This window comes from Nitrospira sp. (assembly GCA_029194665.1).
Classification (GTDB): Bacteria; Nitrospirota; Nitrospiria; order Nitrospirales; family Nitrospiraceae; genus Nitrospira_D.
Genome location: JARFXO010000003.1, coordinates 471,744 through 492,209 on the forward strand (window position 1 = coordinate 471,744; position 20,466 = coordinate 492,209).

General features: G+C 54.9%; 19 protein-coding genes. 14 read left to right on the forward strand and 5 right to left on the reverse strand.

The genetic code is table 11. The features are described from left to right. The first annotated feature begins 24 nt into the window (after positions 1-24). Both greA and P0119_11730 read left to right on the forward strand, forming a co-directional pair. Complete coding sequence (greA, locus tag P0119_11725) at positions 25-501, forward strand: transcription elongation factor GreA (GenBank protein ID MDF0666723.1); 477 nt, start codon at positions 25-27, stop codon at positions 499-501. A gap of 1 nt (position 502) precedes the next feature. Then, positions 503-1,300, forward strand: coding sequence for an SAM-dependent chlorinase/fluorinase (locus tag P0119_11730; protein MDF0666724.1), 798 nt, complete (start codon positions 503-505; stop codon positions 1,298-1,300). Positions 1,301-1,303: 3 nt separating this feature from the next. Here P0119_11730 and lhgO read toward each other — a convergent pair whose 3' ends face one another. Together lhgO and bioA are read right to left on the reverse strand one after the other, a co-directional pair. Beyond that, positions 1,304-2,503, reverse strand: a complete 1,200-nt coding sequence (lhgO, locus tag P0119_11735; protein ID MDF0666725.1) for an L-2-hydroxyglutarate oxidase — start codon at positions 2,501-2,503, stop codon at positions 1,304-1,306. Positions 2,504-2,551: 48 nt separating this feature from the next. Next, complete coding sequence (bioA, locus tag P0119_11740; GenBank protein ID MDF0666726.1) at positions 2,552-3,919, reverse strand: adenosylmethionine--8-amino-7-oxononanoate transaminase; 1,368 nt, start codon at positions 3,917-3,919, stop codon at positions 2,552-2,554. Between the two features lie 64 nt (positions 3,920-3,983). Here bioA and lepA point away from each other — a divergent pair, with 64 nt between their 5' ends. The 10 genes from lepA (at position 3,984) to plsY (ending at position 14,572) form a co-directional block, all read left to right on the forward strand. Continuing rightward, the gene (gene lepA / locus P0119_11745; protein MDF0666727.1) at positions 3,984-5,924 is read left to right on the forward strand and encodes a translation elongation factor 4; all 1,941 of its coding nucleotides are present in this window, start codon (positions 3,984-3,986) and stop codon (positions 5,922-5,924) included. Beyond that, positions 5,921-6,691, forward strand: coding sequence for a signal peptidase I (lepB, locus tag P0119_11750; protein MDF0666728.1), 771 nt, complete (start codon positions 5,921-5,923; stop codon positions 6,689-6,691). The genes lepA and lepB overlap by 4 nt, the downstream gene beginning before the upstream one ends. Then, positions 6,661-7,728, forward strand: a complete 1,068-nt coding sequence (rfaE1, locus tag P0119_11755; protein MDF0666729.1) for a D-glycero-beta-D-manno-heptose-7-phosphate kinase — start codon at positions 6,661-6,663, stop codon at positions 7,726-7,728. Before lepB ends, rfaE1 begins: the two co-directional genes overlap by 31 nt. Next, entirely contained in the window at positions 7,721-8,521 is an 801-nt protein-coding gene (gene kdsB / locus P0119_11760; GenBank protein ID MDF0666730.1) for a 3-deoxy-manno-octulosonate cytidylyltransferase, read from the forward strand. The genes rfaE1 and kdsB overlap by 8 nt, the downstream gene beginning before the upstream one ends. A 49-nt stretch (positions 8,522-8,570) precedes the next feature. After that, a complete protein-coding gene (locus tag P0119_11765) occupies positions 8,571-10,172 on the forward strand; it encodes a CTP synthase (protein MDF0666731.1) in 1,602 nt (533 codons plus the stop codon). A gap of 9 nt (positions 10,173-10,181) precedes the next feature. Further along, positions 10,182-11,009, forward strand: a complete 828-nt coding sequence (kdsA, locus tag P0119_11770) for a 3-deoxy-8-phosphooctulonate synthase (GenBank protein MDF0666732.1) — start codon at positions 10,182-10,184, stop codon at positions 11,007-11,009. Then, positions 10,982-12,097 carry a KpsF/GutQ family sugar-phosphate isomerase gene (locus P0119_11775; protein MDF0666733.1) on the forward strand — a complete coding sequence of 372 codons (1,116 nt, stop codon included), beginning with the start codon at positions 10,982-10,984 and terminating at the stop codon, positions 12,095-12,097. Before kdsA ends, P0119_11775 begins: the two co-directional genes overlap by 28 nt. 168 nt (positions 12,098-12,265) lie before the next feature. Further along, entirely contained in the window at positions 12,266-12,862 is a 597-nt protein-coding gene (gene pgsA / locus P0119_11780) for a CDP-diacylglycerol--glycerol-3-phosphate 3-phosphatidyltransferase (GenBank protein MDF0666734.1), read from the forward strand. Positions 12,863-12,966: 104 nt separating this feature from the next. Continuing rightward, the gene (locus P0119_11785; GenBank protein ID MDF0666735.1) at positions 12,967-13,803 is read left to right on the forward strand and encodes a hypothetical protein; all 837 of its coding nucleotides are present in this window, start codon (positions 12,967-12,969) and stop codon (positions 13,801-13,803) included. Positions 13,804-13,969: 166 nt separating this feature from the next. After that, positions 13,970-14,572: a glycerol-3-phosphate 1-O-acyltransferase PlsY gene (plsY, locus tag P0119_11790; protein ID MDF0666736.1), complete on the forward strand. Its 603-nt coding sequence runs from the start codon at positions 13,970-13,972 to the stop codon at positions 14,570-14,572. A gap of 397 nt (positions 14,573-14,969) precedes the next feature. Here the strand turns inward: plsY and P0119_11795 are convergent, their stop codons facing one another. From P0119_11795 to P0119_11805, 3 genes are all read right to left on the reverse strand, one after another. Continuing rightward, on the reverse strand, positions 14,970-16,088 hold the full coding sequence (locus P0119_11795) for a nucleotide-binding protein (protein ID MDF0666737.1): 1,119 nt from the start codon (positions 16,086-16,088) through the stop codon (positions 14,970-14,972). A gap of 248 nt (positions 16,089-16,336) precedes the next feature. After that, entirely contained in the window at positions 16,337-17,134 is a 798-nt protein-coding gene (locus P0119_11800; GenBank protein MDF0666738.1) for a hypothetical protein, read from the reverse strand. Between the two features lie 520 nt (positions 17,135-17,654). Next, the gene (locus P0119_11805) at positions 17,655-18,089 is read right to left on the reverse strand and encodes a nucleotidyltransferase domain-containing protein (GenBank protein MDF0666739.1); all 435 of its coding nucleotides are present in this window, start codon (positions 18,087-18,089) and stop codon (positions 17,655-17,657) included. A 165-nt stretch (positions 18,090-18,254) separates the two neighbouring features. On the opposite strand from P0119_11805, the gene P0119_11810 reads away from it, so the two are divergent. Then, positions 18,255-18,587: a hypothetical protein gene (locus P0119_11810; GenBank protein ID MDF0666740.1), complete on the forward strand. Its 333-nt coding sequence runs from the start codon at positions 18,255-18,257 to the stop codon at positions 18,585-18,587. Then, complete coding sequence (locus P0119_11815) at positions 18,584-20,416, forward strand: glutamate mutase L (GenBank protein ID MDF0666741.1); 1,833 nt, start codon at positions 18,584-18,586, stop codon at positions 20,414-20,416. The genes P0119_11810 and P0119_11815 overlap by 4 nt, the downstream gene beginning before the upstream one ends. The last annotated feature ends 50 nt before the right edge of the window (positions 20,417-20,466 follow it).

A 20,466-nucleotide genomic window follows, 5' to 3' on the forward strand; every position in this document is an offset into this window, starting at 1 on the left:
AAACTGTTCAGGAGCACCTGGAGCATGCCGACCCCTATTACGAAGAAGGGCTATGATGCGTTGAAGGCGGAATTGGATCGTTTGCGCAAAATTGAGCGACCGAAAGTGATCGAGGCGATCGCGGAGGCCAGGGCACATGGCGATCTCAGTGAGAATGCCGAGTACGATGCCGCCAAAGAGCGCCAAGGATTTATCGAGTCGCGCATCTCCGAGCTCGAGACAAAGCTCGCAGATGCCCGCGTGGTAGAAACCGCTGGCCGCACCACCGAGACGGTGGTCTTCGGTGCAACCGTGTTGGTCATCGAGCAGGAGTCCCAAGCGAAAAAACAATACACCTTGGTCGGACAGGATGAGGCAGACATGAAATTCAACAAGATCTCCGTACAGTCCCCTGTCGGTCGCGCGCTCATCGGCAGGCGTGTCGGAGATTTTGTGGAAGTGAAGACCCCCGTAAAGCTGGTCGAATACGAGGTTCTGGAGATCAAATTCGAGGAAGTCTGACGTGCCGGATGCGCGCCCCATCATCACGCTCTTGACGGATTTCGGCGAGCGTGATTGTTTTGTGGCAAGCATGAAGGGGGTCATTCTGTCGATCAATTCCTCTGCTGCCATCGTCGATCTCTCACACCAAATCGCCTCTCACCAGATCCAGGAAGCCGGGTACTTCCTAAAGTCCTGCTACCGCTATTTCCCGGAAAGGACCATCCATGTGGCCGTTGTCGATCCCGGAGTCGGGACGGAGCGCCGGGCGTTGCTCATTTCCGCAGCCGGCTCGTTCTTTGTCGGTCCGGACAATGGGTTGTTCACCGAAGTCTTGGAGCAGGAGGTTGGGGCGAAGGTGTGGCAGATCAACAGCCCACAATATCGTTTGGAAACACTTGGGTCGACCTTTGACGGTCGGGATCTGTTCGCGCCGGCTGCCGCATGGTTGAGTAAAGGCGTCCCACCGACGTTTTTTGGACCGGTGGTTCAGGATCCAATCCGACGTTCCGTGGCGATCCCGGTTTGGCATGAAGAGTTGCTGGTCGGGAAGATCATCTCCGTCGATCGGTTCGGGAATCTTATTTCCAATATCACAGCGCGGCAGGTCCGGGAATTCCGAGCCGCAATGGGACAAACGGTGGAGATTCATGTCGGTATGCACGTCATTCATCAACTCGTTGGAAGCTACAGCCAAGGGAATCGTCAGAGTCCCTCTGCATTGATCAACAGCAGCGGGAACTTGGAAATCTTTCTCCAGGAAGAAAGTGCAGCCCAAAGCCTGCAAGTCGGCGTCGGCGAGGAGGTGCGTCTCTGTTGATCCTCAGGCTATCGTTTTGTCGATCTGATCGCAAACATAGCTTGCGAAGGGGAGCGAACAGGTGAAGGCTGGAGACACGGCGTTGAGCACGTGCATGGAGCGGTTATCCCCTTCCAAGACGAAATCCATTTCAAGCTTTTTCTTCGTGATATCGAGCAGCTGGGCTCGAATTCCGGGACGACCCCATGTTCGATAGTGACGCTCAACCACGCCATCGGCAAGTACCGAGGCAAGCGATACCATCTTGCTGCGCGAGTATTTTGCGATCTCCTCCATCGCCAAGCGTCGAAAATCAAAACCAGCCCCGGTCAGTAAGCCGAACCCTCGGCTCGCGACTTCGACGAGCTCACGGAGGTTGACGTTTCCGAGTCCCTCATAATTCTCGCGCCACAAAGCCGGAATGGCTGTCGGACCGATCTTTGCCTTTCCGTCGGCCGTGATGGTGAAGTGGACACCTAGAAACGGATTTCTGAGGTCCGGAACCGGGTAAATATTGGTGCGGATCGCACCAGGTGGTTCATCGGAATAGAGGTAGAGACCCTTAAACGGCAGGATGCGATACTTTTCCGAGAATCCATAATCCATGGCGATTTTGTCGGCATACAGACCGGCGGCGTTGACGATGTATCCGGCTTCGATGCTGTCCTGGTTCGTTCGAACGTTTCCGTTGGCTCGTCCCCGATAGGCTGTGCCGCACTGGATCTGAATACCCTCATGGAGCGCATCTTCCTGCATCGTGTTGACGACCTGGAGCGGACTGACCGTCGAGGTGCGTGGTGAAAAGAGTGCCCGTTGGAATGTTTTGACACGCGGTTCTATGGACTTGGCTTCCGTCTCCGTGAGGGCCTGAAGCTCAATGCCGTTGATTTGCCCGCGACGGAATAATTCATCGAGCGATGGCAAATCCGCTGCATCCTTCGCGACGACGAGCTTCCCGCATTTATTGAGGGGAATTCGCTTCTCTTCACAATAGGCAGTGAGTCGCTCATTTCCAAGGCGGGTAAATTTCGCTTTGAGGCTGTCGGGTGAGTAATAGAAACCTGCATGGAGCACTCCGCTATTACGCCCGCTGGCATGGGCTCCACACGAGGGTTCCTTTTCGATCAACAACACCCGGGCGTCCGTCCGACGTCTACGGAGTTCACGGGCGATGCTGAGACCGATCACTCCACCACCAATGACAAGAAAATCACAGGTCTGCATGTAGGTTGGTGCTTCTTCTGGGAGATTCGCAGAGCATCGAAGCGACGCTCAGTCAATGTGCAGAGTCTCCACGGATTCTTTGAGGATTTCCACCATTTTCTTCAATTCCCCGGTGGAGGTTGACAACGGCGGCATGAGCACGAGTACGTTCCCGATCGGTCTCAAGATCAGTCCCTTCGTTCGTGCGATTGATGCCACGCGGTGACCGGCCTTGGCTCTGAGCGGGTAAGGCTCTGTAGTCTTCTTGTCTTTGACTAATTCGATTCCCACCATGAACCCACGTTGACGGATGTTGCCGACATTGGGCATTTCAGCCATTGGGAGTAGCCATTTGGTCAGGAGTTTGATCTTGGAGGAGAGTCGAGACAGCGTTTTCTCCTGGCGAAAGACTCGGAGATTTGCGAGGGCCACGGCACAGCCCAATGGATTCCCGGTAAAGCTGTGTCCATGGAAAAAGGTCTTGAACTCATCGTAAGCCCCGAGAAAACCTCTGTAGATTTCATCCGTTGTCAATGTGACTGCCAGGGGCATATAGCCGCCGGTGAGTCCTTTGCTGATCGCCATAAGATCCGGCATCACTCCTTCCTGATCGCAGGCGAACAGCTTGCCCGTTCGCCCGAATCCTGTCGCCACTTCGTCTGCAATCAATAGGACGCCGTATTTGGTGCAGAGCTCACGGATTCGTCTTAAATAACCGGCCGGCTGGGGAATCATACCGGCAGCTGCTTGCATCAGCGGTTCAATGATGAATCCAGCCAATTCTCGATGACGGATTTTGAGGATCTGTTCAATCGGGTCGATACAAGCCATGCGGCAAGCAGGATATGTCATGTTGAGCGGGCAGCGGTAGCAATAGGGCGGTTCCCCTTCCAGGGTCGAAAAGAGCAGCGGCTTGAACCTTGAATGGAACAAGGCGATGTTGCCGACGCTCACCGCGCCGATCGTATCTCCGTGATAGGCCAGCTTGAGGTGGAGGAATGTGTTCTTGGGACCGGCCTCAGGCCGCCGCTGTTGCCAGTATTGAACGGCCATCTTCAGCGCAACCTCGACCGCCGTGGAGCCGTTGTCCGAATAGAAGACACGTGTGAGCCCCTTCGGCGCAATCCGGATCAACTCGCGCGCCAGCTCAATGGCCGGTGGGTTGGAGAGGCCAAGCAACGTGGAGTGGGCAATTTTGTCGAGTTGCTGTTTGAGCGCACGGTCCAGGGCTGGATGTCGATGGCCATGCAGGTTCACCCAGATGGACGAGGTGCCGTCCAGATATTTGTTTCCCTCCGTATCAATGAGATAAGAACCTTTTCCACGTTCGATGATCAGCGGCTCCTCCTGCTCCCACTCCTGCATCTGGGTAAACGGATGCCAGAGGTAGCGACGGTCCCAGTCGATCAATTGTCTGGTTGAAGGCTTTCGTGTCACGGTGAACGAGTTGCAGAGAGGAGCGGATGGCCTGGGGCAGCAAAAAGAGCCAGCTCATCATCTCATGCGCGTGTTAATAGATATGAGTCATACGCTCTTGTTGTCTTCTCCCTCCGAGCGGCGCGTGATTATAGAGGCGGGCGATCTCTTTGACAACCTGGGAGGCAGTTACTATAATGAACCGATTTTACGAATGAGCTCGGATTTGCAAAGCCTTATACGCAATTTTTCCATAATCGCTCATATCGATCACGGCAAATCAACCCTCGCTGACCGGTTCCTAGAAGCTACTGGCGCAGTCACTGCTCGAGAAGCCAAAGATCAGATCCTCGATGCCATGGACCTCGAGCGGGAACGTGGCATTACGATCAAGGCCCATGCAGTGGCCATCCGGTACAAGGCTCAGGACGGGAAGACGTACGCGTTGCATTTGATCGATACGCCGGGGCATGTCGATTTTACGTATGAAGTCTCCCGGAGCTTGGCGGCATGTGAAGGGGCGCTCTTGTTGGTCGATGCCACTCAGGGCGTACAGGCGCAGACGATTGCCAATGTGAATTTGGCGATGGCCAACAACCTCACGATTATTCCGGTCATTAATAAGATTGATTTGGCCAGTGCCGATGTTGAGGGAACGAAACATTCGATCTCGGAGGTGCTGCAGCTCGAGGCTGCCGATGCCCTGCCTATCAGTGCCAAGGACGGCAAAGGCGTATCGGAGGTACTGGAAGCGGTCATCGCGCGAATCCCTCCTCCATCCGGTGATCCGCTGGCCTCGCTGAAGGCGCTCATCTTCGACTCATGGTTCGACAATTATCAGGGTGTGATCGTCCTGGTGAGGCTGGTCGATGGAACCATCCGACCAGGAATGAAGATTAAAGTCATGTCGAATGATCGGACATTTGAAGTCATGGAAGTGGGACAATTCACCCCCAAACGGACGAAGAAGATCGAACTGCTGACGGGGGAGGTCGGGTATCTCTGTGCCAACATGAGAGAAGTCGCCGATGTCAAGATCGGCGACACCCTCACGGATGCCGCGACCCCCACCGCCGCGCCGTTTCCGGGGTACAAAGAAGTCAAGCCGTTGGTATTTTGTGGGCTGTACTCAACGGACACCGCCAAGTACGAGGACTTGCGGGACGCTCTCGTCAAACTTCGGCTCAACGACTCGTCGTTCGTCTACGAGCCGGAAACATCGCTGGCGCTCGGCTTCGGCTTCCGTTGTGGTTTCCTAGGTTTGCTGCACATGGAAATCATCCAGGAGCGGTTGGAACGGGAGTACGGTCTAACGCTGATTACCACCGCGCCGACCGTGGTGTATCACGTCACCACGACGAAGGGCGATAAGGTGGAGATCGACAACCCAGCCGAATTGCCTTCTCCCAATAACATCACCTCGTTTGAAGAACCGTTTATTCTCGCGACGGTCCTTACCCCAGAACGATATATGGGGCCCATTCTTCAGCTCTGCCAGGAGCGGAGGGGCATTCAGCGCAGTCTACAGTTTCTCGATCCCACCCGCGTGATGATCAGTTATGAACTGCCGCTGAATGAGGTGATTCTGGATTTTTACGACAAGTTGAAGTCCAGAACCCAAGGATATGCCTCGTTGGACTATGAAGTACTCGGATACCGAGAGTCCGATCTGGTGAAGATCGACATCCTGCTCAACGGAGAAGCGGTGGACGCCCTGTCCTTCATCACGCATCGCGAACGTTCGTACCATCGTGGTCGTCAAATGGCTGAGAAAATGAAAGAATTGATTCCCCGGCAGATGTTTGAGATCGCCATTCAGGCGGCGATTGGGAACAAGATCATTGCCCGTGAAACCATCGGAGCGATGAAAAAGAACGTGACGGCGAAGTGTTACGGTGGCGATATTACACGGAAACGGAAGTTGCTGGAAAAGCAAAAAGAAGGGAAAAAACGGATGAAGGCGGTCGGCAGTGTCGATGTCCCACAGGAAGCGTTCCTGGCGATCTTGAGAGTCGGAGAGGAATGAGCCTCGACCAGAATCAGAGGAATGCGGAGAAGCTGTCAGGCTCCCCTCGAGGAGGAGAGCAGGCCTCGCTTTCCGGAACCAAGATGGTTGGCAACGCGGATCACACAGGTCGCAAGTCCATCGTCCGGGAGTATGCGGAGGCGATCATCGTGGCCATGCTGTTGGCGTTTGCCATCCGCGTGTTCGTCGTGCAGGCATTTAAGATTCCATCAGGGTCGATGATTCCCACCTTGCTGATCGGCGATCACATTTTGGTCAGCAAACTCTCCTATGGCCTTCAGTGGCCGACGGACTGCAAGCTGCAATGGAATTTTCCCCCGGTCAATTGCTACACGTCCGAAACGGTCGTAACCTTCAGCAAGCCGCAACGGGGCGACATCATCGTGTTTCGGTTTCCCGAGGATGAAGAGAAAGACTTCATCAAGCGTATTGTCGGGCTGCCGGGGGATACCGTACAGCTTCGGAACAAGGTCGTGCTCGTGAACGGCCAGCCGCTCGACGACAAGACCTTTACGCAGCGAATCGACCCAGGCGTGATCGATGGTACGATCAACCCCCGCGATAATTTCGGACCGGTGACTGTGCCGGATGGATCGTACTTCGTCATGGGTGACAATCGCGACCAAAGTTTGGACAGTCGGTTCTGGGGATATGTGCGGGAAGAAAAGATCCGCGGGAAGGCGTTTCGTGTCTATTGGTCTTGGAATGGGCAGGGGAATTGGACGGAGTGGGTCAGGTGGGACCGATTCGGCAAGGCGATTCAGTAAAGAAAAACCGTCATGCTTCTCTTCCGGGAGAGGACTCGAATGAGAAGCGTGACGTTCCATCGGCCAAAGCACTTCGACAGTACCTTCAACGATTTCCACAGGCATCGGTCCTCGTTGTCGGCGACCTCATTCTCGATCACTATGTGATGGGGCGAGTCAGTCGGATCTCTCCGGAAGCGCCGGTTCCGGTGGTCCATGTCGAATCGGAATCGCTCCGGCTCGGCGGGGCGGCCAACGTATTCAACAATATCTTGGCGCTGGGGGGAAAGGCCGATCTCTGCGGTGTGATTGGGTCGGATGAAAGCGGGCGCCTTCTGATGAAGGAGCTCGGCAACAAACGATCAAGCCGTGGGGGGGTGGTGATCGATCAGGATCGCCCGACGACCAGGAAAAGTCGGGTCATCGCGCATAGCCAGCAGATCGTGCGGTATGACATCGAGGGACGAAGCGAGCTAAGAACAGCGCTGCGTCAAAAGATGCTCCGGTATGTGGAGTCGCGGATTCGGGACTTGTCCTGCGTGGTGGTGTCGGACTATGCCAAGGGAGTCGTGTCGTCGGCGCTCATGTCCGAAATCACACGGCTTGCTGCCTTGCGAAAAGTTCCGGTCATCGTCGATCCGAAAGTTGAACATTTCAGCTACTACAAAGGTGTCACCGTCCTTACACCGAATCATCTGGAGGCGGCTCAAGCCTCCGGGTTGCACGGCGACGGCGACCAGACGATCGACGAAGCCGGGGCGATGATTCGGCAGCGTCTTGGGTGCCGGTCCGTCCTGATTACGCGCGGTGAAAAGGGCATGAGCTTGTACGAGGGCGACGGCGCATCGTGGCATTTGCCCACGAAGGCTCGGCAGGTCTACGACGTCACCGGTGCAGGGGATACGGTCATTGGGACGCTGGCGCTGGCGATTTCGGCCGGCGCCAGCATCAAGGCCGGAGCGGTCATGGCCAACTATGCAGCCGGGATCGTGGTAGGAATGGTCGGCACCGCAACTGTCTCGCCCAAACAGTTGTCCGAGGCCTTTGGAGATGCCTAGCGCGTCACGGTCAGTCACAGTTGTGATCCCAGCCAGATATGGCTCCTCGCGCTTCCCCGGCAAACCGCTCGTCGAACTGAATGGCAAGCCGATGATTCAACATGTGTATGAGCGGGCGGTCGCTTGCCGTGCCGTTTCCGATGTCTTGGTTGCAACCGACGACGAACGTATCAAGCAAGCCGTCGAGCGGTTTGGTGGACGTGTGATCATGGTTACCGGTGACTATCGGACAGGGACGGATCGGGTTGCCGCCGTGGCCCGTATGTTTGCGGGGGAATACTTCTTGGATTTACAGGGCGATGAGATTCCGTTAAATCCAGAATTGTTGACCGACCTGATCGAGCCGTTTCTTGAAAGTGGGGCCGGCATGGGGACGCTCAAACGCGTGATGGACCATACGGAGGACCTTCTCAATTCGGCCGTGGTCAAGGTTGTGACCGACGCCAGAGGCCATGCGATGTACTTTTCACGAGCTCCGATCCCCTTCGTCCGTGATGATCCTGGGATGAAAGTGATCGGAGGGCTCCATTATATGCATCTGGGATTGTACATCTATACGAAGGAAACCCTGCTTCGATTCGCGGCTCTGCCGACGAGCCGTTTGGAGGACGCCGAAAAGCTTGAACAGCTCCGTGCCTTGGATCACGGGATTCGCATCCGAGTATGGGAAACCAACCATGCATCATTGCGGGTTGATCGTCCAGAAGATGTGCCAGATGTCGCCGAACGACTGCAGCAGTTTGAGGCGGTCAGACGTGAGTTACACAACAGCGGAGTGTTGTTCAAGTCATGAGGTTCCTATCCTGATCTGCTCGGTCTGACCTCTAAGGGAGAGGACAGCTATGAACAAGTTTATCTTCGTGACCGGTGGGGTGGTCTCATCACTCGGAAAAGGGCTGGCCTCGGCCTCCATCGGGAATCTGCTTGAAAGCCGGGGCTTGAAGATTACCTTTCTCAAGTTGGATCCCTATATCAACGTCGACCCCGGTACGATGAATCCCTATCAACACGGAGAGGTCTTTGTCACGGACGACGGAGCTGAGACCGATCTTGACCTCGGGCACTACGAGCGATTCACGACCCTGTCGCTAACCAAGGAGAGCAATTACACGACCGGTCGAATCTATCACTCGGTCATCACCAAAGAGCGTCGTGGAGATTACCTCGGTGGAACGGTCCAAGTCGTACCTCATGTGACGGATGAGATTAAACAGGCAATCATGCGGATTTCAAAGGGAACAGATGTCACGATCGTTGAGATCGGAGGGACAGTCGGCGACATTGAAAGCTTGCCGTTTCTCGAAGCCATCCGGCAGATGCCGTACGACGTCGGGCGTGAAAATGTGTTGTATGTCCACCTGACCTTAGTGCCCTACATCGGCACGGCCGGTGAGTTGAAGACCAAGCCGACGCAACATTCGGTGAACAAACTTCGAGAAATCGGTATCCAGCCCAACATTCTGTTGTGCCGAACCGACCGTTATATTCCGCCGGAGCTCAAGGGCAAGATCGCGATGTTCTGTAATGTGGATAAGGACGCCGTCATCACGGCCAAAGACGTCGAGACGATCTACGAAGTCCCGATCGTATTCAGAAAAGAGGGGTTGGACGAATTGATTGTTCGTCAGCTTCATATGGAGACCGGCCAGCCCAACCTTCGCGAGTGGGATGCGATGGTGCAAAAGATCAAGCGTCCAAAGCATGAAATTTCTGTCGCGTTGGTGGGCAAGTATGTGGGACTGAAAGAATGTTACAAGAGCTTGGGAGAAGCGCTGGTCCATGGTGGGATCGATCATGAAACCAAGGTCAACATCAATTGGATCGAGTCCGAAGATGTCGAACGGCAGGGGACGGAGCGAATCCTGCGAGAAGCCGACGGCATCTTGATTCCCGGTGGCTTTGGGACAAGAGGGATAGAGGGGAAAGTGACGACCATTCGGTATGCACGGGAACGTCAGGTCCCATTCCTCGGTCTCTGTTTAGGTATGCAATGTGCCGCGATCGAATTTGCTCGGAATGTAGCGGGATTGGCCGGTGCAAACAGCGCCGAGTTTGACGAGCGGTCGCCCCATCCTGTGATCCATCTCCTGCCCGATCAACATGGCGTGATCGACAAGGGGGGGACCATGCGACTCGGATCGTATCTCTGCAAGTTGGACGAGGGGACGCTTGCGCAGAAGATGTACGGTGTGAGCGAGGTTCGTGAACGCCATCGCCATCGCTATGAACTCAATAACGCGTATCGCGAACGACTGACCGCGAAAGGACTGGTCTTGAGCGGGGTCTCTCCTGACGGGCGATTGGTCGAAATCATCGAGTTGAAGGATCATCCGTGGTTCTTGGGGACTCAGTTCCACCCTGAGTACAGCTCCCGCCCGCACCGTCCCCATCCGCTTTTTAGTGGGTTCGTAGGAGCTGCCTTGCGGAAGAAACTCGGCCAATAGTTGTAGACCATGGCACAGCTCGTCGACATCGGCTCCTTCAAAGTCGGCCAAGGGCAGCGCCCTTTTTTGATTGCCGGGCCTTGTGTGATCGAGAGCGAACAACTGGTGATGGACACGGCAGGCCAAGTCGCCGAGATCACGAAGACACTGGGGATTCCGTACATCTTCAAGTCGTCATTCGACAAGGCTAACCGCACCTCCATCAAGTCGTTTCGTGGTCCTGGGATCAAGGATGGTCTGGCCATCCTGAGCAAGGTGAAGGACCACTTTGGCCTGCCTATCTTGACCGATGTGCATACAGAGGAGCAGGCGACGGAAGCGGGAAACGTCGTGGATGTTCTCCAGATTCCAGCCTTTCTCTGTCGCCAGACGGATCTCCTGATTGCGGCTGCACAAACCGGAAAAGTCGTGAACGTGAAGAAGGGCCAGTTTCTCTCGCCGATAGAGATGGGCAATGCGGTGAGGAAGATCGAGGAGTGCGAGAATCGGCGGATTCTGCTCACCGAGCGGGGGTCGTCCTTCGGCTACAACAATCTTGTCGTGGATATGCGGTCCTTTCCTATTATGAGGAACTTCGGGTATCCTGTCGTTTTCGATGCGACGCATAGTGTTCAGCTGCCTGGTGGTGGAGGGACTCAATCCAGCGGTCAACGGGAATTCGTCGAACCGCTGGCTTGTGCAGCGGCCGGAGCGGGCGTCGATGGATTCTTCATGGAAGTCCATCCGAATCCTGATGAGGCGCTATCCGACGGGCCGAATATGGTCCCGCTACATCAATTGAAGTCCTTGCTGGAACGGATCATGCGGATATGCGACGCGACAAAGCCAAGAAGCTGAAACCATCCGCGCGACGTAACAAAACGACGAAGGTGAAGGCAGCGAGTCCAGAATCGAAATCCGTGACGAGCCGCGGCAAAACCATGGTGAAGCCAGTTGGTCATGAATTGAAAGCCGCAAAAATGGCGGAAAGTCTCTCCGATGGCCGGCGTGTCCTCGAAATCGAAGCGCGGGCCGTTCAAGCCTTGATCGACCGGCTGGATGCCAAGTTTGCGAAGGCCGTGGATCTGCTCGTTCAATGCAAAGGAAAGGTCGTTGTCTCCGGGATGGGGAAGTCGGGGTTAATCGGGCAGAAGGTTGCTGCAACGCTCGCTAGCACCGGCACGTCATCGTTCTTTCTCCATCCCGCCGAAGGCGTGCATGGAGATCTCGGCATGTTGGCGCGGCGTGATGCACTGGTCGCGATTTCCAACAGCGGCGAGACGCAGGAATTGCTTCAATTGCTTCCGTATGTGAAGCGTTTGGGCATTCCAGTGATCGCGTTCACAGGTCGGATGACTTCGACCCTGGCGAAAAATGCCGATGTCGCGCTCGATGTATCTGTCCAGGAAGAGGCCTGCCCCATGGGGTTGGCTCCGACCGCCAGCACGACCGCCACGTTGGCGTTAGGCGATGCGCTCGCCATTGCCCTGCTGCAAAAGCGCGAGTTCAAGGAAGAAGACTTTGCTCGGTTCCATCCAGGCGGCACCCTGGGGCGGCGGTTGCTGGTCAAGGTGAAAGATCTCATGCATGCTGAATCGGAGATCCCGATGGTCGCAGCCTCTGTCGGAGGAATGGCGGCCATGCTCGAGATGAGCGCAAAAAAGCTCGGCATGACGACCGTGGTCGATCAAGAAGGTGCGTTGGTCGGCGTGATTACCGACGGCGACTTGCGGCGTTTTATCCAGCGGGGGACGGATCTGGCGAACACGACGGCAAGCGAATTGTCCTCACACAATCCCAAAACGATCGGACCGCACGAATTGGCGGCAACGGCGGTGGAGATGATGGAGCGATATTCAATCACGACGCTGGTAGTGACGGAAGACGGTCAGACGATTCGCGGCGTGATTCATTTGCACGACCTGCTCAAGAACGGAATCGTCTAGCAGGATGGTGAAAAAGTCCGCCAGCGGCGTTCTCGCATCGCTCAGAGGCTCAACGTACCGAAGCGTACGCCTCGCCTCTTCACTCGCTGCGGCCTTGCTGGACGACCTTTTTGACCATCCTGCGGGTGCAGATTGTTTTTGACTACCTGTTAGGAGACGAATCGGCCTATGAACCGCGTTCTCGAGGTGTGGCGAGACATTGGGCAGGAGTCGCTCAATCTGCCCAATCTCCTGACGCTCGTCCGTATTCTCCTGATTCCCGTCTTCATCGTTCTCTTCGTCAACCCAACGCCCGATCAGTCACTGGCGGCAGCGATCATCTTTACTGTCGCGGCGGTGACGGACATGTTGGACGGCTACATCGCCCGGCGAACCGGCCAAGTCACGAAGCTCGGCAAGCTGCTTGATCCCATCGCGGACAAGCTCTTGGTGTTGTCGGCCCTGATTCTCCTCATGAACGTGGATCGAGTCAGCGCACTTGTGGCGCTGCTGATCATTGCTCGCGAGGTCGCCGTAACCGGTATCCGCGCCATTGCTGCGAGCGAGGGGATGATCATCCCGGCAGAGACGACCGGAAAGTATAAGATGGCGCTCCAAGTCATCGCCATTATTCTGCTGATCCTGGAAGGGACAGGACTTGCCCAACTTGGCAATTTACACTTAGCCGGCACCGTCACGTTGTATCTCTCTCTGGTGCTGGGCTATATCTCTGGCAGTCAGTATGTATGGACCTTCTGGAAGCAAGTCGTCGCGAAGGGACTCTGACGGGCAGGTCAGCAACCACGCCAGGTCTCCGGGACCCCTGCGCACTTTCGTTGGTCTTGAAGAGAATGGAATCTCGCTAGTCTAGCCGCGACGTGGTGGGCAACGTGCGACTTTTCAGATCTGCCTGCGCGTTGGTCCTTCTCCACTTCACCCTCACAGCCTGCAGCGAAAACGCGCAACCGCCTCAACTCGGCACGTTTGTTTACGGGAAGGCGACCGGGCATTGTCCGTCCGGTGCCCGTCCTGGGCCTGCCGGCGCAACTGATGGGAAAGTCTCCCCCTATGGCATAAAATATATGGTCCGCACGCCCTCAAACTACGATGCCGCGGTTACTCATCCTCTCTTGATGGTCTACGCTCCGGCCGGACAAAGCCGCTGGGCGTCGGAACGACTTACCGGCCTCACGACCGCAGCCACAGGCGCCGGGTTTATCGTGGTCTATGCCGATCATTTGCAATTGAACATTCCCGCCATTGAGTGGCTTGGGGCCATTCCAGCCGAAATCGCAACGGAGTGGTGCATCGACCAGAAGCGAGTCTATGCGACCGGGCATTCCGATGGAGGAACCGCGTCGTTGGCGCTGGCTGTGCTCGAACAGACGAGGACGATCCCAGCATCGGTCGCACCGAGCGCGGCGGGGTGGACGGGGAAGGACCTCGAAGAGTTTCAATGTCGCGAGCCCATTCCGGTTATGATCATGCACAGCAAGAACGATAGTTTATTTCCGGGTTGGGGAGCCCAAACCTCAGCTTGGTGGGCGGGCTGTAATCATTGCGATGTCAATAAGACCAAATCAGTCGAGGGTGGATGTCGCGCGTATCAAGGATGTGCATCAGGCGGTGCGACGCTCTATTGCGAGGGAACCGGTAATCATCGTGCCTGGCCGAATCTCAACCACGTGATGCTGGAGTTCTTCACGCACCCGGAAAAGTTTCTGTGATTTCTGTGTGGCGGGCTGTCTTATCACTTGAACCTAGCCTTGTGTCCCTTTCATTGCTGTGATAATCCGTTCGCCCTGAGCATGTCGAAGGGCGTGTAACTTCAGGCAGTTCCGTTCATGGTTCGACAGGCTCACCACGAACGTCAATCTTGGACCCTATTCTAGGATGGAGCACCAAGGACTCATCGCTGGGCTCGTGGTCTGCGGATATCTGTTGGGTGCCGTCCCTTTTGGAGTGGTCATCTCAAAGGCGATGGGCCTGCCTGATCCTCGCACGGTTGGAAGTAAGAATGTCGGATTTACGAACGTGCTGCGCGTGTCGGGCAAGAAAGCCGGCATCCTGACCTTGATCGGGGACATGGGGAAGGGATGGATAATGGGCTTCGCGGCGTCGCAAATGCTGCAGGATGAATGGGCCATTTTGGCCGTTGCGCTTGCGCCGTTTTTGGGCCATCTCTTTTCGCCGTTTCTTGGCTTCAAAGGAGGGAAGGGAGTGGCGACGGCGCTTGGTTCCGTCCTCGGTGTTGCGCCGCTGATCGGTTTGTTACTGCTCCTGGCGTGGATCGGAGCGGTAGCCCTATGGCGCTATTCTTCCGGCGGTGCGCTGACGGCCTTCGGACTCTTTCCCATAATCGCCGTGCTGGTTCATCCAACAGACTCGTTCATTCTTTTCTCGGTTATGGTGAGCGGGCTGATTGCGGTCAAGCACAAGGGGAACATTGAACGGTTGTGGAAGGGGACGGAGAGTCGGATCGGGCAGCGCGGTTGATCCTCTGTGCTCGCCCACCGCGCACGCAGGACTCATCAGACTTACATCAGATCAGGCGGTGCTCGGTGGACGCGCGCACCTAAGGACCGAACCGCACTGCCCTCAAGGGGGTAGAAGAGAAGAAGTGTGACGATGCGCGCAGTTCTGGATTCAACCGTGCCACCCTTGTGAGAGGAGGGAGGCGGGGCGGGTTGGAAAGACTGTTGATGAAACACTGTTTGTGAACGTGTGCCTTCAGAAGGGCCTCGTTCGATGCACGCAGTGAACGACAACCGAGTGTTTCATATTCTGTAGGGGGAGGAGATTTGGTAGATGAGTAAAGGCCAGTGTTCGACAGAGATCGAGCTTGATCATTGGTAGGACGACATCTCACCCATAGTCTGACGGAAGGGTGCCGTCAAAGAAGGCCTTCCCTTTCAAGAACGCTTTGACAAGCTTTAAAGCTCTCTTGAATTTTGCCAGGTTTAAATGGGATGTGAGTAAGACCGGCGATATTGGAAAACTCCGAACAGCCTTCCTCAAGCAAGACAATAGCCTTCTGAAAACCAAGTCGGCCTTGGAACAGGCCAGCCTCATGGATGACGTTAGGACGAGGATGAATGGTGGAATCTGCGTGTGCCTCCTCGGCCGTCATCACGAAAAACGCGAAGGCGGCTTGGCTCAACTTGTCTTTAAGTACTTCAGGTGTCCCGAATCCCGCTACGGCTTCGCGATTGAACTCATCCCACGGTAGACCGAGCCGGTCCAAGAACTCCTTGAGTTCTTCCCACAATGGAGATCGGCCATGGCCAATGAAAACGCGTCTGCCACTAGCCTCCCGGTTTTCGAAGAGAAAACGAACAGCTGCAACAAGTGTCCGATGACTTGCTTTCGTGTAGGTCTTTACTAATGGCAAAGCACCCAGTCGACATGCACTCTCGACGAGAACCTCATCTTCATCGTACCGGCTCGAGTACATAATTATACGAGTGCGACGTCCACCCTTTGCAGCTCGAATCGCATTAACGAGTCTCGTTCCCGCGTTGTCGCGGTCTTCCAAGTCCAGTTCTGCGTACCATCCGAGATCGATAATGGCGACGTCAAAGGGCTCCGGAGCATCGCGAATGAGGTTTTCAGCCTCTTTGAATCTCTGAGCAGGTGTCACCTTGAAGGAGAGTTCGTTGTGTAGGGCTTGATAGGCCCCCCGCATTCCTTCGTACCCTTTGAGGTAATCCTCGTCAGTCGCCTTAGGCTTCGTTTTGCGAAATATCTCGCGGGTGTGCTTATCGCGTTCGTCACCGTAGGGAATCTCGTCGTCAGCAATTAGAACTTTAATTAGAACATTCGCTTGATTCATAGTGTCTCCTGCGGTCATGGTGTCTCCCTTTTTCAACGCTTCACGTACATCATCGAGTTTGTAGGCATCTTCCACTGTGAGGTAGGGAGACCATTCATCATCAGTTACCAGCAGCTCAACGTCAACTTCGGCCAGATATCGCCCTTCGTGAATCAACTTCGTTCGGTGTGGTTTTTTCATGTCCGCCTCTTCATGAATCCGACTTGCCATTGGGTGGGATCTGGTCGGTAAGCAGTTACAACAACAGCTGGGTCTGAACTTTCTCTCGCATCAATGCTTTCATTAATTCTCTTGCAAACTCGTTGCGTTCCCAGTTGTGCTTCTCTGGAAGGCTCTCATTTGTTGGGTAAGAGCAGTCTTGGACATATCTTCTTGGATAGAACAAATCTAGGTTGTCCTTCTTGTCTTTGCGTCAGGACGCATGCACCCTAGTGTTGCACGGATTCTTCTAAAATTTCGAGCTTAATAATTCTTTCTAGTAGAGTTCTTGTTGTTTCATCAAGCTTCTTAATTGACTGTTGCGTTTGTGGCAAGTCCCCAACCACGCGCTGGTCTTTTTCAGCTGAAAGGTGGGAATAAAAGTCGAACGTTGACTGATCCTCGGAAAATGTCAGAGCGATGTATTCTCCTGTACTTCCAGCTCTTGGGTCGCTATTGAGACTGTGGGCTTTGCTTGCAGCCTGAAACTCCAATTCGAGTTGCTCATTGCGATTTCTAGCGAAGTTGACCATCCATAGCCGGCCATTAGGGAAAGAAAGTACAATCCTATAGTTCTTATCCTCGAAAACGTTGATGGGGAAATTGGGAATTTCGACGGAAATAGGAGGGCCTTCCTTATATTTATTAAAGGCACCGACTAGCTGCTGTGCCGCTAGTTCGAGAGTGTGCATATGAGGTTCGATACGGCGAGATTGTTCTAGCTGACGAATTGTCTTTGTAGCAGTTCTATTCTTTTGATGCTCTAACTCTAAGGGAAAGTTCTTGTAAAATTCGACGGCGATGGAGTTGTATTTTTCTTGTAGGCTGGCAAGCTCTGATGAAGTTGCACCGTGCGGTGGTTCGGCAGTGGCCAACGTCTCGATCTTGTTGCCAAGTTCTTTAAGCTGGCCCTCAATTCTCGCTGTGTGTTCTTCAGAATCCGATTTTGATTCCGTGCTCGTGCCTAAGTATCCAAAATAGGCGCTCAGTGCACCGAGAATAATGGCAGCAATGAGATACCAGTTCATTAGTATAAACTCGTTCTTGATTTATTGGGCTGAAAAACTGTCCCAGTCTACTTATTCTTCTCACTGCGCCGCAACGCCGATTCTGCTCAAGCCACTAGACTGTCCACTTACAATTCATGTCGTGGGCTGGCGGAAAAGTTCTCAGCAACAGTTCCGCTGGTAATCAGTGTCATGGTAGTGAGCGAGGATGTAACGGTCTTATATGGGCGATGGGCTCGTGCCTTACTCAGTCCCGTATTGCAATGCAGCTTGGACATCTGCTTTCGTTAAACGGTAGCGGAGGGAGTCTTGCCGGCAATCCGCTCGACGCGCCGCCGGAGCGATTCCAATTTTGTTTCGGAGCCTCTCCGACATTGCCGTTCGTGGCAGGCGAAGGTGGTGCGGCAAGATGTGAGGCTGCAGGCCCGGAAAAACCGGAGGTGTATTCGCCGGAATACATAGAGGACTTTTTCGGGCTGAGAACGACGCAGATGGCTGCAGATCGTTCGTCGCAGTGGAAAGATCAATGTCGGACAGGCTCCTAGGTCCCGATCCATGCCTGTCGTCTGTCCGACAAAATGCGCCGGTAATAGGGCATGACGTCCGCTTCTTCATAGATCATGCGCAGAAGAAGGTCGGCGTAACGCGTCCGATCGTGACACAGGACTCTGCGCCCCTTGGTCAGGATCTGCTGAAGGAGCGGATTGTGAGTCCGGTCGAGATCTATGAGATCCACAGGGCGGCCAATGGTCAACGCAAGGTCTTCAATGATGGCGATGTGAGTTTGAGGGGTAAGAGGGGTAGAACTCGCGATGGCTATGTCGAGGTCACTGTCGTTGCGCGCGCGACTTTTGGCCATCGATCCGAAGAGGATAGCCAAGACCACCGATGGATAGTGAGCCATCACAGACTCAATCTTCCGATCGAGATCAGCGGTAGGAGGTGACTCTTGTAGCTGCATGCTTTTGAGTATCATGAATGCCTCAAAGCTGCAAGCCGATGCGAGAGCATCGGCCTCGCAGTTCCACCATTGAATTGACTCTCCTCAACCCCCTTCATATAATGCGATCCGTTCGTGGTTTGCCTTGTCCGGCCTACACTTATGCGATCGTTCTCCAAGAAAGCAGTGGCGGACAAGTTGATGGAAGTTAGAGCTGGCCTTCGCCATGCGTTTGCTGTTCAGCCTGAGACTCAGCCCCTCTCAATCGAGGATGTCCAGTTGTTGGAGCGGATTGCCGAGACGATCGTCAAGCGTGGGATGGCGGCTCCGGCGACGATGTTCTTGGAATCGATGGGGCCGATGAACTTTCTTGGAAGTCAGGCGCTGCATTTCATCACGCCGATCATCGATTGCGCGTTCAACGTTAAAGAAGTCGAGCAGGTTGCTCGATTGCTCGAACGCCGGGATACTGTGACTCGCCTTATTTCCATCATTGAAGCCAAGTCTGCTCCAAAGGGAGCAACGGCTCAATGACGGCTTCCGCTTCCACCCCTCCCAAAATCGACCATCCTCTCAACGTGATTGTCGCCACCGATTGCGGCAGCACAACCACCAAAGCCATTCTCATCGAAAAAGTCGGCGATGACTACCGGCAGACCTATCGTGGCGAAGCGCCGACCACGGTGGAAGCGCCATTTGAAGACGTGACCCGTGGCGTGCTGAATGCCATCGCCGAAATCGAAGAGTTGTCTGGTCGTAAGATCTTGGACGGCGATCAGATCATCACTCCTTGCCGGGATGACAAGACCGGTGTTGATATCTATATCTCGACCAGCAGCGCGGGCGGTGGTTTGCAGATGATGGTGACCGGTGTCGTACAAAACATGACAGGTGAGAGCGCGCAGCGGGCAGCGCTGGGCGCTGGGGCCATCGTCATCGATGTGTTAGCGGTCAACGACGGCCGGTTGCCTCACGAAAAGATTGAGCGGATCCGGTCCATGAGGCCAGACATGATTCTCATGTCCGGCGGGACCGATGGAGGGGCCGTCACGCACGTGGTAGAGATGGCGGAATATGTGGCAGCGGCGGAACCACGGCCTCGGTTCGGCATGAGCTACAAATTGCCCCTGATCTATGCAGGTAACAAGGACGCTCAACCTCAAGTCAAAAAAATTCTGGAAGATAAGTCGGCACTGGTTGTCACCGAGAATATCCGGCCGGTGTTGGAACGAGAGAACTTGGCGCCGGCACGGAACAAAATCCATGACCTCTTTCTCGAGCATGTGATGCAACAGGCACCCGGTTATAAGAAACTGATTGATATGGCCGGGGCACCCATCATGCCGACTCCAGCTGCCGTCGGCCTCATCATGGAAGCGATCGCCAAACGGGAACATCTGAATCTTATCGGTGTTGATATCGGAGGCGCAACGACGGACGTCTTTTCTGTGTTTGACGGGGTGTTCAATCGGACGGTCAGCGCCAATCTCGGCATGTCATACAGCGTCTCCAACGTCCTTGCTGAAGCGGGGCTGGCGAGCATCATGCGTTGGGTACCGTTTACGATTGACGAGCAGACGTTGCGCAATCGGATCAAGAACAAGATGATCCGTCCGACAACGATTCCACAAACGCTCGATGAACTACAAATCGAGCAGGCGATTGCGCGCGAAGCCTTGCGCCTGGCCTTGATCCATCACAAGTCGCTGGCCACGGGGTTGAAGGGTGTGCAGCAGGAACGAACGATTTCAGACGTCTTCGAGCAACAAACGTCCGGCAAGGCACTGATCGACATGTTGAAGCTGGATCTGATCGTCGGCAGCGGCGGCATCCTCTCGCATGCGCCACGCCGCATCCAGTCGATGCTGATGATGGTCGATGCCTATGAACCGATGGGCTGCACGAGATTGTCGGTCGACAGCATCTTCATGATGCCGCATCTCGGAGTCCTGTCGACGATCAATGAGAGGGCGGCAACGGATGTGTTCGTCCGGGATTGCATGATCTATCTCGGGACCTGCGTAGCTCCGATCGGACAGGGCAAAGACGGGGAACTGTGTGCTGACTATGAAATTACCTGGCCCGACGAGAAGACCACGAAGGAGCAATTGAAGTTTGGGGAGTTGAGATTGTTTTCATTAGACTCTGGCAAAAAGGCGGCGATCACGATTCAGCCTGCCAAAGGGGTCAACATGGGTGAAGGTCCCGGCACGGCGATCACAAAGGATGTCCATGGCGGTGTTGTCGGACTCTTGCTCGACGGCCGCGGGCGACCACTACAACTTTCTGCTGACCAACAAGGCCGTGTCGCGGCCCTCACGAAATGGTTTGACGCAGTCGGGTTGTACCCGACTGCTAAGTAGTGAGGACTGAGGTGCTAAGAGGAGACCCATTCACTCAGTCCACAGTCCTC